Origin of the sequence: Rathayibacter sp. VKM Ac-2926, assembly GCF_022815565.1 — a bacterium.
GTDB classification, from domain to species: Bacteria; Actinomycetota; Actinomycetes; order Actinomycetales; family Microbacteriaceae; genus Rathayibacter; species Rathayibacter festucae.
In genome coordinates this window covers 343910-358154 of sequence record NZ_JALGRS010000001.1, presented here as the reverse complement: position 1 = coordinate 358154, position 14245 = coordinate 343910, and the positions used below count along the sequence as shown (strand labels likewise).

Sequence of the window (14245 nt, the reverse complement as noted above, 5' to 3'; positions counted from 1 at the left end):
ATGATTCGCGCCAGCGGAATCATGATCCCATGGAACGGTTACCTTGGTGTCCGTCGGCACGCCTCTCGTGTGCCGGTACGCGACCGCATCCGGCGCTCGCGTGAGGCGCGAGCCTCGACGTACGCAGGGGAGAGAGCGGCATGGATCGACGACGACGGGCGGGGGAGCCCGCGAGACGCACGGTGGGCGCGCAGCGTGACCGGAACCGAGCGGTGGTGTGGCCGAGCGGCGCCCACCGCGGCCGGATGCGGGTGGGGCGCCGACTGGCCGCAGGCCTCCTGGCGGCGGGACTGGTCGGCGGGGCGGGCACGTCACTGGCGGTGACCTCGTCGTTCCTCGCGCCGCTGTCGGCATCGGCGGCCACGCACGGCGCGGGCTACGACCTGGGGAGCGGGTTCCTCGGCGCGTACCGTCACCCGGACGGCACGCTGGCGTACTGCCTGCAGATCAGGGCGTCGATCCCCTACAGCCAGACGGCCGGTCCGTCGCTGAACAGCGACTGGAACTCCCTGTCGCCGGATCAGCTCGCACGGCTGAGCTACGTCATGGACGTCCACGGGAACACGGAGGATGCGAACACCGCGGCCGCCGTCGCGCTGTACGTGTGGGACGTGGCGGACAACGCGGCGTACAACGGCAACGGCATGCCGGGCGACCTCTACTACAGCGCCCGCGCCGGCGGGAATCGCGATGCCGTGCTCGGGCTGCTGAGGCAGTACCGGGCGGAGGCCGCCGGCGTGACGGCGGTGCGGCCGGGACGGACGTCCGGCTCGGCGTCGCTGAGTCTCGACATGCAGTCGAGCGCGGGCACCGGCCGGGTCACGGCTCGGACCGATCCGCCCGGGCAGACGGGGACGGTGCATCTGACGAACGCGGTGTTCGACGACACCGGATCCGGGCAGTCGACGATGAAGGACGGGGAGTCGCGGACGCTCCGCGTCGTCCCGAGCGCCGGCCCCTCCTTCGCCGTCGAGGCGCGGTCCGACGAGATCCGGGTGGCGGGTGCCTCCGGCTACCTGGGGAACATCATGACCTGGGCTCCGGGGGTGACCTCCGAGCAGTGGACCGCGTCGAAGGGGCAGAAGATCGACGGCTCGTTCACGATCGCCGCCGCCACGGCGGCCTCCGCGCCGATCCCGAACCTGTTCTCGCCGATCGGATCGACGCAGGTCTCGACACGACGCGTGGAGGCCGGGACGCAGGCGACCGACACCGTCACGGCAGGCGTCGCGCCCGGGTCGGGGGAGTGGCGGACCCTCGACGGCGCGCCCGTGCCGGTGGTCTACCGCGGCACGCTCCACGGTCCGTACGCCGAGCAGCCGGTGCAGTCCGACGCGGTGCCGCCGGGCGCGCCCGTCGCCGGAAGCGTCGAGCTGACCGCGACCGGCCCGGGAACCTACACGTCCCCGGGAGTGACGGTCCCCTCGGCCGGGTTCTACACCTGGGTCTGGCGCGTCGAGGAGGCGTCGCAGCCGGACCGGGTGAAGCCGTTCCTCCCCGACGGCTACACCTGGTCGGACGGGTTCGGGCTGGTCGCGGAGACGCACCTCTCGCCGACGACGGTCGCGGCGGAGACGCAGGTCACCGACGAGGAGATCCCCGTCTCCGCGACCTCCACGGACACCCTCACGGTGAAGGACACCGGAGCCTGGCTGAAGAAGGACGGCAGGAGCGTCCCCGTCACTTTCACGGGAACCGCCTACTGGGTGCCCGGCACCGGAGCGGTCCCGGCGACGAGGCCGGAGAACGCCACGGTCCTGACGACGTCGAGCATCCTCGTCGAGGGTCCCGGCACCTTCACCTCGGAGGCGGTGACCGCGCCGGCGGACTCGGCCGGCCACATCGTCTGGGTCTGGTCCGCCTCCGAGACGCTCTTCAGCACGGGCTGGGCGGACGGGTGGAACACGAAGGGTGAGGTCGTGCGCGTGACGACCCCGCAGGTCCGCACGAAGGCGACGCCCTCCGTGCCGCTGTCGGACACCGCGAAGGACGAGGCGGTCGTTGACGGCGACGTGCCGGAGGGTGCCGTGATCACCTTCGAGGCGTACCGGCAGACCGGCGACCGGGCCTCCTGCACGGTCGAGTCCCGGGTCTACGACGGCTCGACGTCGCCCGTCGCGGTCGCCGCGGGGCGGAACGAGAAGAGGTCGTACTGGTCGAGTGAGGTCCGCTTCACGGAGCCCGGCGTTCATCACTGGGTGGAGACGCTGCGGACGAAGGACGGCCGCGTCCTGCACCGCGGTGAGTGCGGAGTGCCGGGGGAGACCACGAAGGTGACCGTGCCCGATGTGACGTCGAAGGCGCAGGCCGACAGCGCGGTGCACGACGGTGCGACCGACGATGCGATCGTCACCGGGGAGACGCCGAAGGGCGCCTACCTGGTGTGGAAGGCCTACCGGGCGGCGGCCGGCACGAGGTCCGCCGCTGACAGCGTGCCGCCGGTCTGCGACGCGTCCACGCTGGTGGCGGACACGACCGGCACCCCGGTCGTCGTAGAGAAGGCAGGCACCTACACCTCGCCCCCGGTCGTCTTCACCACCGCGGGCGCCGTGCACTGGGTGGAGGAGCTGCACTCCTACGACGGGAGGATCCTCGCCCAGGGTGCGTGCGGAGCGCCCGGCGAGACGACCACGGTGCACACCCCTGACGTCCACACCCGGGCCACCCCGGCAGTGCAGGTGGGCGACCCGGTGCGGGACGAGGCCGTCGTGAACGGCTGGGTCCCGGCCGACGCGGTGATCACGTTCGAGGCGTTCAGGAGGAGCGGCGACCAGGACACGTGCACGCCGGCGAACCGCGTCTTCGACGGGTCGGGCAGCCCCGTCGCCACGACGCCCGGCCTGAACGAGGACGTCTCCTACTGGTCCGGTGAGACCCGGTTCACCGAGCCCGGCGACTACTACTGGGTTGAGACGCTCGCCACGAAGGACGGAACGGTCGTCCATCGCGGGGAGTGCGGAGCACCGGGCGAGACGACCGTCGTCTCGCCCGCGCCGGTCGTTCCGACGCTGGCCGACACCGGAGGTGACCCCGGCCCGTGGCTCGGCGGCGGCCTGGCCGCCCTCGTCCTCGGTCTCGCCGCCGCCCTCCTCGCCCGCCGACGCCGCCCTTCGCTCGACGAGTAGCCCCGCGTGCCGTCGCCCGCCCCGGCCTGCTGGTGGGCGGCTCCAACTCTTGCTGGTCGAGTAGCCCCGTAGGGGCCTGCATGCTGGTCGAGTAGCCCCGCAGGGGCGTATCGAGACCCGCCGTCCTCAGCACGGCGGGCTGCAGACTCCCCTTCTCCCGCCGATCCCCTTCGAGACGCCCGCTCCGCGGGCTCCTCGATCAGCATGCACGCCGCGGCGTCGGTGGTCCGGGTTAGCGTGCGGGGGTGGCGGAGGCGATCGGGCGGTGGTGGGAGCGGCGGCGGTTCTCGCGGGGGCTCGACGTCCCGTACCCGGTGGGCACCTACCGGGAGGCGTGGGCGTCGTTCCCGGTGCTCGTGCTCCAGTACCGGCCCGAGTACAACGGGGGGATCGTCCTCAGCCAGATCCCGCCGGCGGCCGACGTCTATCTGTGCTGGCTGTGCGACGCGGGACACGTGTTCGTCGCGACTCCCGAGGAGCAGCGGCACCGTCCGGGCCGGGAGCGGCGGCGCTCGTCCTGGTGTCCCGACTGCGCGGCGCTCGCGAAGCCCCGGACGCCGCGGCCCGCGGCGGAGCCGGTGATCGAGCGCCCGTCGGCCCCGGTCTCCGAGTCTGCTGCTGCTCGGTCGCCCCGTCCCGCCCGCACTCCGACGAGGTCGCGCCCGCCGCGGATCTGCTCGAAGACCCCGCAGCTCCCACCCGGAGAGCCCTTCGTCAGCGCCTGCGCGCCTCCGCCCGCGTCGGCGGTCGAGGCGCGGCTCCGCGCGCTGCTCGCCGAGCGGCTCGAGTTCGAGCCGGGTTTCACGGCGGTGCGTCTGGGCCGGCCGTTCTTCGAGCACCTGGAGGCGTGGCCGGACATCGTGCTGAGCGAGCTGCGGGTGGCGATCGAGTACGACTCCACGGGGCGGCACGGGCTCGAGCACGTGGGGCATCGCGAGGAGGCGGACCGGCGGAAGGACCGCGCGCTGCGGGCCGTCGGCTGGGAGGTGGTGCGGGTGCGGACCGGGCGCCTGCCTCCGCTCGGGCCGCACGACGTCCTCGCGTCGGGCGTCTCGGCGGGGCTCGTCGACCGGCTGCTCGACGAGCTGCGCGAGATCCGCGGGTCGCTGCTCGTCGACGCCTGGACGCGCTGACCGGGCGCCTGGACCCGCTGCCCGGTCGGAGGGGCGTGCCGGCCGGCCGCGCGACCCCGCGGCGGGTCAGGTCCGCAGCGCGAGCGCCTCGCTGCACCAGCGTCGGTACAGGGCCCACGGGTCGGGCTCGCCCGCCCGCACCGCCTCGACGTGCCGGTCGAGCGCGGCGCTGCGGGTGAACCACTCCGTCCGCTCCAGCCGCTCGACGGCGAACTGCGCGTGGCGGTGCTGCTCCAGTGCCCGCCCGCCGCGTTCGAAGGCGAGCAGTTCCTCGTGCCGCAGGCGGTGCAGGCGCTGCCGGGGGTTCCCGCTGGTGCCGATCTTGATCCGCCCGGCGAAGCGGATGTAGTAGACGACCTCGACCCGCGGTGGCGGCAGCTCGCCGTCGGGCGCGTCGCCGAGCCGCCACTCGCAGGCCGCGCAGAGCCAGCCCGACGGGTGCCGGACGCCCAGTCGCGAGCCGCAGACGAGGCACGGCGAGGGGAGGGCGTCGACGACGCCGTCCTCGCGCGCCACCCAGTCGTGCGCCAGCCCGAGGTGCGCGCTGCAGAGCGCCACCGGCGCGCCTGACTCGGCGGCCGTGCGGCAGCCGTCGAGGGCGCAGTCCGGGGGGACCGCATCGGGGGACATGCTCCGACCCTAGGCACGACCCCCGACATCCGCGCCGGGGGCCGTCTCCATCGAGCTCCCCCGCAGGCGAGCTCGACGGCGTCTCAGCTCAGGCGGTCGACCAGCTCCGAGGCCAGCCCGGTGTAGCCGGCGGGCGTCAGCGCGAGCAGACGGGCCTTCGCGGCAGCGCCGATGTCGAGGCCGTCGACGAAGACCGCGAGGTCCTCGGCGCCGAGGCGCTTGCCGCGGGTGAGGTCCTTGAGCATCGCGTACGGGTCCGTGATCGAGGAGCGTCCCGCGACGACCTCGGCGCGGATGACGGTCTGGATCGCCTCCGCGAGCACCTCCCAGTTGGTGTCGAGGTCGGCGGCGAGGGCGCGCGGGTCGAGGTCGATCTCGAGCAGGCCGCGGGCGATGTTGTCGAGCGCGAGGAGGGAGTGGCCGAACGCGACGCCGATGTTGCGCTGGGTCGTCGAGTCGGTGAGGTCGCGCTGCAGCCGCGAGGTGACCAGGGTCTGCGCGAGCGAGTCGAGCAGCGCGCTGGAGAGCTCGAGGTTCGCCTCGGCGTTCTCGAACCGGATCGGGTTGATCTTGTGCGGCATCGTCGACGAACCGGTCGCGCCGGCCTGCGGGATCTGCCGGAAGTAGCCGAGCGAGATGTAGGTCCAGACGTCGGTGCAGATGTTGTGCAGGATCCGGTTCGCGTGCGCGGCCTTGCCGTAGAGCTCGGCCTGCCAGTCGTGCGACTCGATCTGGGTGGTCAGCGGGTTGAAGACGAGGCCGAGGGAGCCGACGAACTCCGCCGCGAGGGCCGCCCAGTCGGTGTCCGGATCCGCGGCGAGGTGCGCCGCGAAGGTGCCCGTCGCTCCGCTGAACTTGCCGAGGTACTCCGTGGCCTCGAGCTGCACGACGACCCGCTCGAGGCGGAAGGCGTAGACGGCGAACTCCTTGCCCATCGTCGTCGGCGTCGCGGGCTGGCCGTGGGTGCGGCTGAGCATCGACTCGTCGCGGTAGCGGACGGCGAGCTCGCGCAGGGAGGCGACGACCGTGCGCAGCTTCGGCAGCCAGACGTCCTCGATGGCCCGGCGGACGACGAGCGCGTAGGAGAGGTTGTTGATGTCCTCGCTGGTCGCGGCGAAGTGGGTGAGCTCGGCGATGCGGTCCAGGCCCAGCTCGGCCAGCCACTGGCGCACCAGGTACTCGACCGCCTTCACGTCGTGGCGGGTGACGGCCTCGAGCTCGGCCAGGCGGTCGATCTCGGGCTGGCCGAAGTCGCGGGCGCGGCGGCGGAGCTCCTCGGCGGCGGCGGCCTCGACCGGTTCGGAGCCGAAGAGGCGGCGGTCGGTGAGGGCGACCAGCCACTCCACCTCCACGTGCACGCGGGCGCGATTCAGCCCGGCCTCCGACAGGTGCTCGCCGAGGGCGGAGACGGCGGCGCTGTAGCGGCCGTCGAGCGGGCTGAGCGGCTGGGGAGGGAGCGAGGTCATGCGGTGGTGCCTTCCGGTTCTCGGGGGTCCCGCGCGGTCTGGAGGCTCGATCGCGGGTCGGTGCGGACCGTGCGGTTGCCGCGCAGTCCCGGTTCGATCTGGGCGAAGAGCGCCCGGCACGCGCGCTCGATCAGCGCGAGCACCGAGTCGAACGCCGCCGCATCGGAATAGTAGGGGTCGGGGACGTCGCCCTGCGCCGAGAGGCCCGGCTCGAAGGCGAGCAGGCGCCGGATCTTCTGCCGGTCGACGTCGGTGCGCGCCCAGGAGCGCAGTGCCCGCTCATGGCCGTGATCGAGGGCGACGACGAGGTCGAACTCCTCGAAGAGCGCGGGGTCGAAGAGCCGCGCGCGGTGCGGGGCGCCGTCGAGCCCGCGGCGATCGAGCGCCTCGAGGGCACGGTGGTCGGCGTGCTCGCCGAGGTGCCACTCGCCGGTGCCGGCGGAGGTGATCGTGATGACCGAGCCGAGCCCGGCCTGCTCGGCGAGGGAGCGCAGCACCACCTCCGCCATCGGCGACCGGCAGATGTTGCCGGTGCAGACGAAGCACACGGCGAACGCCGACGGCGCGGAAGAGGGGGTCACCCGCCCATCATGGCGCACCGGCGGTCCTCCACAGCGGGCGGATTCTCAACCTCTCCACCGTTCCGGGGAGCGCCCGCCCGCGGCCGACCGCGGTGCCCGAGGCTGGCCGCGGGCATCGAGAGAAGGGAGGTGGCGGATGGGCGTCGAGGCGGCTGCAGGGGGAGGGACGGGCGCGGCGGCGCCGTGGCCGAGCACGGCGGTGGCGGCGCTCGCCGAGCGGATCGGGGTGCTCCGCGGGGAGGCGGGCGGACTCCTGCCCGACGCCGACTGGGAGGGGGCGGCGGCGCGGGAGTACGCCGAGCGGGCGGCCGAGCTGCTGGCCGGGCTCGCGACGGCGGAGGCGGCGGCGCGCGGGCTGGCTGTGGGGGCGGGCGGATGAGGGCGCCGTCCCCGGTGCGGGTGGAGACGGCCGAGCTCGACGAGCGCCGGCGGACGCTCGAGGGGCTCGCGGCGGGGCTGGCCGAGTGCGCGGTGCTCGGCGACGGGCTCGTCCCCGCGGTGATGCTCGCGGCGCCGGCCCGGGCGGGTGAGCCGGCGGCGCTCGGCGATCGGCTCCGCCTGCTCGAGGCCGACGCGGTGGCGCTCCGGGAGGCGCTCGCCGCGGCGGCGGCGGAGTACGAGCGGGCGGAGGAGGACGCGGTGCCGGGGATGCCGGGGATCCTCGGACCGCGGACCGCCGTCGCGCTCTTCGAGCGGCGTGCGGGCGAGTCCCTCGCGCGGCGGCTTCCCGGCGCCGTCGAGGACGCCGCGGTGCTGGTCAGGGCGGTCACCGACGCCGCGTTCGGGTCGGTCTCGGCGGCGGCGCGAGCCCTCGCGGGGGACGAGGGTGCCGAGGCCGACCTGAAGGAGGAGGGAGAGGACCTCGTCCGGGCACTGCTGGGCGACCCTCTCCTGATCGAGGGCCTGCGCGGGGTGATCTCCTCGATCGGCCTCGGCACCGAGATCGGGGTGCTGCTGCTCCCGCCGCCGCTGGCCGACGCGGTGGGGCGACCGACGTCCGAGCAGGTGATCGGGAACGGGGTGCAGTCGGCCGCGGGGGCGCTCGTCATCCTGGGGACGGTGTTCGGCGTGCTGCCGGCGCCGGGTGAGCGGGAGCTGCGGGTGGAGCGGGTGCCGCCGCCGGTGGACCCGCTCGCCGCGCCGACGGGCTGGGGGGAGCTCGCGGCGCGGATCCCGCCGAGCGATCCCGACGGTCCGCAGGTGGTGATCGAGCGCTACGGAGGGGAGTGGCTCATCACGCTCTCCGGCACCACCGACTGGAGCGCCGACCCGGAGCAGGCCTTCGGGGCTCCGTCGAACCTGCAGGCGATGGCGGGCGGGCGCGCCGCCTCCGTCGAGGGAGCGCTCGCGGCGATGGCGGCGGCCGGGATCCCCGCCGGGGCCCCCGTCACGATCGCCGCGCACTCGCAGGGCGGTCTGGTCGCCCTCCGGGTGGCGCAGCCGGGGCGCTACGACGTGCACGACGTCGTCACCTTCGGCAGTCCGGTGCGCGGGCTGGACCTGCCGGAGGGGACGCGCTCGCTCTCGATCGAGCACTCCGACGACCTGGTGCCGGCGCTCAGCGGCTTCAGCCGGACGGCGGCGGAGGAGCCGGGGGTCGTGCTGGTCGAGCGCGACTCCCCGGCGGGGATCGTGCGCGACACTCCGGTGCCCGCGCACGCCCTCGACGCCTACGTCGCGACCGGGCACGCCCTCGATGCGGCGGCCGACCCCCGGCTCGCGGCGACAGGGGCCGCCCTGTTCCCGCTCTGGCGGGGAGCGCCGGACTCGCGCGTCGCCGCCCGGCTGACGACCGTGCCGGTCAGTCCCGGCGGCGGTCGCGAGCGAAGGGGCGCAGGAGCAGCCCGATGAACCAGTTGACGATCGCGAGCACCAGGGCGCCGAGGACGCCCCACCAGAAGCCGTCCACGACCAGGCCGAAGCCGAAGAGGCCGCTGATCCAGGCCGTCAGCAGCAGGAGCAGGCCGTTCACCAGGAAGGAGACGAGACCGAGCGTCAGCACGTACAGCGGGAAGGCCACGACGCGGACCACCCCGCCGACCACGGAGTTGACGACGCCGAAGATCACTGCGACGAGGAGGTACGTGAGCACCGCGGCGGTCGGCCCCTGCTCGTACGGATCGACGCGGACGCCCGCGACGACGAGCGTGGTCAGCCAGAGGGCGACGGCGTTGGTGGCGAGGCCGAGGAGGAGTCTGCGCATGCCTCCACTCTGGCGCAGCCCGCCTCCACCCGGGCGCACCTGCGGCGGGGAAGGGTGCCTCGCGCGGCTCGCCCGGCCGCCGCCCGAATAGCATGGTCCGGGTGACCGATCAGCAGGAGCCACCCGTCCGCCTCCGCCCCGAGATCCTCGCTCTGCCGGCCTACCGCCAGGGCCGCGCCGCCTCCGCGGACGCGTTCAAGCTCTCCTCCAACGAGAACCCGTTCGATCCGCTGCCCTCGGTGCTCGAGCGGGTGCAGGCGATCACCGACTTCAACCGCTACCCGGACGCCGCGGCCACGGCGCTCCGGACGGCGCTCGCCGAGAGCTACGGCGTCGGGATCGAGGAGGTGATCGTCGGAGCGGGCTCCGTCGCCGTCATCGCCCAGCTGATCACCGCCGCCGCAGGGCCGGGCGACGAGGTCGTGCACGCCTGGCGCTCCTTCGAGGCCTACCCCTCCCTCATCACCACCGCCGGCGCCACCGGCGTGCGCATCCCCCTGCGCGCCGACGACACGCACGACCTCGACGCGATGGCGCAGGCGATCACCGAGCGCACCCGTCTGGTGATCGTCTGCAGCCCCAACAACCCCACCGGGACCGTCGCCACCGCGGATGACGTGGCGGCCTTCCTCGAGAAGGTGCCGGCCGACGTCCTCGTCCTGCTCGACGAGGCCTACGCCGAGTTCGTCGGGGACGAGCGCGCGGTGGACGGCGCGACCCTCCTCGGCCGCCACCCCAACCTCGTCGTCGCCCGCACCTTCTCCAAGGCCTACGGACTGGCGGGGCTGCGCGTCGGCTACGCGATCGGGCACCCGCGGATCCTCGACGCCGCCCGCTCGACCGCCATCCCCCTCTCGGTCACCCGCTTCGCGGAGACCGCGGCGGTCGCCTCGCTCGAGCACCGCGAGGAGCTGCTCGAGCGCGTCGGCCGCATCGCCCAGCTGCGCGACCACCTCTGGGAGGCGCTGCTCGACCAGGGCTGGACCATCCCGAAGTCGGAGGCCAACTTCCTCTGGTTCGACACCCGCGAGCAGACGGAGGCGGCCGCGGCGGTCTTCGAGCGGGCCGGCGTGGTCGTCCGCGCCTTCCCGCCCGAGGGCATCCGGGTGTCGGTCGGCGAGGCGAGTTCTGTCGACAAGCTCCTCACGGCGGCGGCGGAGATTGTCGGGACCCTCCCGAAGGGGCATCCCGCGAGGCGGATAGGTTAGTCGGGTGGCAGCCACCAGCGAGACGCCGACGGTCCAGTTCCTCACCGCGGACGGCCGGTTCGCGCCGACCCCCGCGGCCGAGCAGTACGCCCCCCTCCTCGACGGGATCGACGAGGCGCAGCACCGCTCCTTCTACCGCGAGATGGCGGTCGTCCGCCGGTTCGACATCGAGGCGGCGAACCTGCAGCGTCAGGGGCAGCTCGGACTCTGGGTGCCGAGCCACGGGCAGGAGGCGGCGCAGGTCGGCTCCGCGTTCGCGCTGCGCCCGCAGGACCACGTCTTCCCCTCCTACCGCGAGCACGTCGTCGCCAAGGTCCGCGGCGTCGACCTGCTCCGAGTCCTCGCGCTGCTGCGCGGCGTGACGCACGGCGGCTGGGACCCGGCCGACCCCGCGCACGGCAACTTCCACCTCTACACGCTGGTCCTCGGCTCGCAGGCGCTGCACGCGACCGGCTACGCGATGGGCCTCACCTTCGACGGCGCGACCGGCACGGGCGACCCCGAGAAGGACGCGGCGGTCATCGTCTACTTCGGCGACGGAGCCTCCAGCCAGGGCGACGTGAGCGAGGCCATGGTCTTCGCCGCGAGCTACCAGACGCCCGAGGTGTTCTTCCTGCAGAACAACCACTACGCGATCTCGGTGCCCGTCGCCACGCAGTCGCGCAGCCCGCTCTACCTCCGCTCCTCCGGCTTCGGCATCCCGGGCGTGCAGATCGACGGCAACGACGTGCTCGCCAGCTACGCCGTCACTGCGAAGCACCTCGCCGACGCCCGCTCCGGCGGCGGCCCCCAGTTCATCGAGGCGCTCACCTACCGCATCGGCGCACACACCTCGAGCGACGACCCCACGAAGTACCGGACCGACGACGAGCTCGCCTCGTGGGTCGCGAAGGACCCGATCACCCGCTTTGCCGCGTACCTGCGCGGTCTCGGCGCCCCGCAGTCGTTCTTCGACGAGGTGGACGAGGAGGCGAAGGACTTCGCCGCGGACATCCGGCAGCGCCTGCTCGCGCTCGAGGCGCCGCCCGTCGACGTGATGTTCGACCACGTGTACTCGGAGCCGCACCAGCAGGTGGCGGAGCAGAAGGCGTGGCTTCAGGGCTACGAGGACGCGCTGGGAGGCGACCCGCGATGACGATCGACACGAGCACCACCGTCCAGCCGCCGCTGAGCGACACGCAGCTGGAGTCCATGTCGATGGCGAAGGCGCTGAACGCCGGGCTCCGCCGCGCCATGACCGAGAACGACCGCGTCCTGCTGATGGGCGAGGACATCGGACCGCTCGGCGGCGTCTTCCGCATCACCGAGGGCCTGCACGCCGAGTTCGGGCCGCAGCGCGTGCTCGACACCCCGCTCGCCGAGTCCGGCATCGTCGGCACCGCGATCGGCCTCGCGATGCGCGGCTTCCGCCCGGTCTGCGAGATCCAGTTCGACGGCTTCATCTACCCGGCCTTCGACCAGATCACCTCGCAGCTCGCGAAGATGACCAACCGGCACGAGGGCTCGCTCACGATGCCCGTCGTCATCCGCGTGCCCTACGGCGGGCACATCGGAGCGGTGGAGCACCACCAGGAGAGCAACGAGGCCTACTTCGCGCACACCGCGGGCCTCCGCGCGGTCAGCCCGTCGACCCCGAACGACGCCTACTGGATGATCCAGGAGGCCATCGCCTCGGACGACCCGGTGATGTTCTTCGAGCCCAAGAGCCGCTACTGGCCCAAGGGCGACGTCGACCTCCGCGCGTCCGCCGCCCCGCTGCACGCGACCCGCGTCGTGCGCCAGGGCGACGAGGTCACGGTCGTGGGCTGGGGGCCGATGGTCTCCGTGCTGCTCCAGGCCGCCGAGCTCGCCGGCGAGGAGGGGACCAGCGTCGAGGTCGTCGACCTGCGCTCGCTCTCGCCGATCGACTGGGAGCCGCTGCTCGCCTCGGTCCGCAGGACCGGCCGGCTCGTGGTCGCCCAGGAGGCGTCCGCGAACGTGAGCCTCGGCTCCGAGATCGCCGCGACCGTCACCGAGAAGGCGTTCTACTCGCTCGAGGCGCCGGTGCTCCGCGTCGCGGGCTTCGACACGCCCTTCCCGCCCGCCAAGGTCGAGAAGCTCTTCCTCCCCGACGTCGACCGCGTGCTCGAGGCCGTCGACCGCTCGCTCGCGTACTGACGCACCGGCCGACGCCCCGGCGTCCCCACGCGCCCCCTTCCCTCATGCAGAACCGGCACAGCCAGGAGTCCCGACGATGACAGAGCACTTCCTCCTCCCCGACGTCGGCGAGGGCCTCACCGAGGCCGAGATCGTCTCCTGGCGGGTCAAGGTCGGCGACGAGGTGAGCGTCAACCAGGTCCTCGTCGAGATCGAGACCGCCAAGTCGCTCGTCGAGCTGCCCTCGCCGTTCAGCGGCACCGTCGTCGACGTGCTCGTCGACGAGGGCCAGACGGTCGACGTCGGCACGCCGATCATCACCGTGCAGGGCGCGGGATCGGCCGGCTCCGAGATCCCGGCGATGCCCGCGCAGGCCGCGCCGCCCGCCGCCCCGCCCGCACCCTCGACCACCGAGCCAGGGGAGGGCTCCGGCGCCGCACTCGTCGGCTATGGCACCGCCGGCGGCCACGTCGCCACCCGCCGTCGCCGTCCGGCCGCGGGCGCCGCTCCGGAGAAGCCGGCCCGCCCGGCGTCGCCGCCGCGACCGACCTCGGTGCCCGCCTCGTCGGCGCTGCCCGTCATCGCGAAGCCGCCGATCCGCAAGCTCGCCAAGGACCTCGACGTCGACCTGCTCGAGGTGCAGGCCACCGGCCTCGCCGGCGAGGTCACCCGCGACGACGTCATCCGCCACGCCTCCCAGGCCAGTGTCTTCCGCAACATCCAGACCCCCGCCTGGGGCGACTCCCGCGAGGACCGCATCCCCGTCCGCGGCGTCCGCAAGGCCATCGCCTCGGCGATGTCGCGCAGCGCCTTCACCGCGCCGCACGTCAGCGTCTTCGTGGACGTCGACGCGACCCGCACGATGGAGTTCGTCAAGCGCCTGAAGAACTCGCCCGACTTCGCCGGCGTCAAGGTCTCGCCGCTGCTGATCATGGCCAAGGCCATCATCTGGGCGGTGAGGCGGAACCCGACGGTCAACTCCGCCTGGACCGACACGGACATCCTCGTCCGCCACTACGTCAACCTCGGCATCGCCGCGGCGACCCCGCGCGGCCTGCTCGTGCCCAACGTCAAGGACGCCCAGTCGATGAGCCTCCTCGAGCTCGCCCAGGCCCTCGAGAAGCTCACCCTCGACGCCCGCGACGGCAAGACCTCCGCCGCCGACATGCAGAACGGCACCATCACCATCACCAACATCGGCGTGTTCGGCATGGACACCGGCACCCCGATCCTTAACCCCGGCGAGGTCGCGATCATCGCCCTCGGCACCATCAAGCAGAAGCCCTGGGTCGTCGACGGCGAGGTCCGCCCCCGCTTCGTCACCACCGTCGGCGGCTCCTTCGACCACCGCGTCGTCGACGGCGACGTCGTCAGCCGCTTCGTCGCCGACGTCGCGAGCGTGCTGGAGGAGCCTGCGCTGTTGCTCGATTGAGCGGGCGGTGCTTGAACGAGCACGTTCCTCCTTCGTCGTCACGCGCTCCGCAGTCGGCTGGGGTGCGTGGCCGGGTACCGCAGAGCGTCTCGCCTACCGCTACGACGAATCGCTAGCACGCGATTCGCCGGTGACCTCGGCCTTTCGCGGGCAGTGGCGGGCTCGTGTTGTGGGCTCCGCTTCGCGGTCGCGGCTCTCGCGGAGCGGCCCACCCATGCTGGTCGAGTAGCCGCGGAGCGGCGTATCGAGACCCACGTGCTCCATGCGGGCGGATCTCGATACGCGCCCTGCGGGCGCTACTCGATCAGCAGGCAGGGCGTGCTTGTTCGGA

The 14245-nt window shown here is 73.4% G+C and carries 12 protein-coding genes; 8 read left to right on the top strand and 4 right to left on the bottom strand.

Translation table 11 applies throughout. The features are described 5' to 3' along the window. The first annotated feature begins 212 nt into the window (after nucleotides 1–212). Entirely contained in the window at nucleotides 213–3125 is a 2913-nt protein-coding gene (locus MT351_RS01770; protein WP_132435080.1) for a hypothetical protein, read from the top strand. A gap of 245 nt (nucleotides 3126–3370) precedes the next feature. Next, nucleotides 3371–4258: a hypothetical protein gene (locus MT351_RS01765; protein ID WP_243581096.1), complete on the top strand. Its 888-nt coding sequence runs from the start codon at nucleotides 3371–3373 to the stop codon at nucleotides 4256–4258. Between the two features lie 66 nt (nucleotides 4259–4324). Here MT351_RS01765 and MT351_RS01760 read toward each other — a convergent pair whose 3' ends face one another. The 3 genes from MT351_RS01760 to MT351_RS01750 form a co-directional block, all read right to left on the bottom strand. After that, a complete protein-coding gene (locus MT351_RS01760; RefSeq protein WP_132435078.1) occupies nucleotides 4325–4888 on the bottom strand; it encodes a GIY-YIG nuclease family protein in 564 nt (187 codons plus the stop codon). An 83-nt stretch (nucleotides 4889–4971) separates the two neighbouring features. Beyond that, nucleotides 4972–6354 (bottom strand): adenylosuccinate lyase, encoded by a 1383-nt coding sequence (purB, locus tag MT351_RS01755; protein ID WP_132435076.1) that lies wholly within the window; start codon nucleotides 6352–6354, stop codon nucleotides 4972–4974. After that, a complete protein-coding gene (locus tag MT351_RS01750; protein WP_243581095.1) occupies nucleotides 6351–6935 on the bottom strand; it encodes a low molecular weight protein-tyrosine-phosphatase in 585 nt (194 codons plus the stop codon). Before MT351_RS01750 ends, purB begins: the two co-directional genes overlap by 4 nt. Nucleotides 6936–7071: 136 nt before the next feature. On the opposite strand from MT351_RS01750, the gene MT351_RS01745 reads away from it, so the two are divergent. Then, on the top strand, nucleotides 7072–7314 hold the full coding sequence (locus tag MT351_RS01745; RefSeq protein ID WP_132435074.1) for a hypothetical protein: 243 nt from the start codon (nucleotides 7072–7074) through the stop codon (nucleotides 7312–7314). After that, the gene (locus MT351_RS01740) at nucleotides 7311–8786 is read left to right on the top strand and encodes a hypothetical protein (RefSeq protein ID WP_243581094.1); all 1476 of its coding nucleotides are present in this window, start codon (nucleotides 7311–7313) and stop codon (nucleotides 8784–8786) included. The genes MT351_RS01745 and MT351_RS01740 overlap by 4 nt, the downstream gene beginning before the upstream one ends. On the opposite strand, the gene MT351_RS01735 is transcribed toward MT351_RS01740, so the two are convergent. Beyond that, nucleotides 8737–9138, bottom strand: coding sequence for a phage holin family protein (locus MT351_RS01735; protein ID WP_123705656.1), 402 nt, complete (start codon nucleotides 9136–9138; stop codon nucleotides 8737–8739). The genes MT351_RS01740 and MT351_RS01735 overlap by 50 nt on opposite strands. A gap of 92 nt (nucleotides 9139–9230) precedes the next feature. Here MT351_RS01735 and hisC point away from each other — a divergent pair, with 92 nt between their 5' ends. From hisC to MT351_RS01715, 4 genes are all read left to right on the top strand, one after another. Further along, the gene (gene hisC / locus MT351_RS01730) at nucleotides 9231–10346 is read left to right on the top strand and encodes a histidinol-phosphate transaminase (RefSeq protein ID WP_132435070.1); all 1116 of its coding nucleotides are present in this window, start codon (nucleotides 9231–9233) and stop codon (nucleotides 10344–10346) included. 4 nt (nucleotides 10347–10350) lie between these two features. Continuing rightward, nucleotides 10351–11481, top strand: a complete 1131-nt coding sequence (locus MT351_RS01725) for a thiamine pyrophosphate-dependent dehydrogenase E1 component subunit alpha (RefSeq protein WP_123734737.1) — start codon at nucleotides 10351–10353, stop codon at nucleotides 11479–11481. Between the two features lie 56 nt (nucleotides 11482–11537). Beyond that, nucleotides 11538–12503: an alpha-ketoacid dehydrogenase subunit beta gene (locus MT351_RS01720; RefSeq protein WP_374204735.1), complete on the top strand. Its 966-nt coding sequence runs from the start codon at nucleotides 11538–11540 to the stop codon at nucleotides 12501–12503. Between the two features lie 76 nt (nucleotides 12504–12579). Then, nucleotides 12580–13914 (top strand): dihydrolipoamide acetyltransferase family protein, encoded by a 1335-nt coding sequence (locus MT351_RS01715; protein WP_123734739.1) that lies wholly within the window; start codon nucleotides 12580–12582, stop codon nucleotides 13912–13914. The last annotated feature ends 331 nt before the right edge of the window (nucleotides 13915–14245 follow it).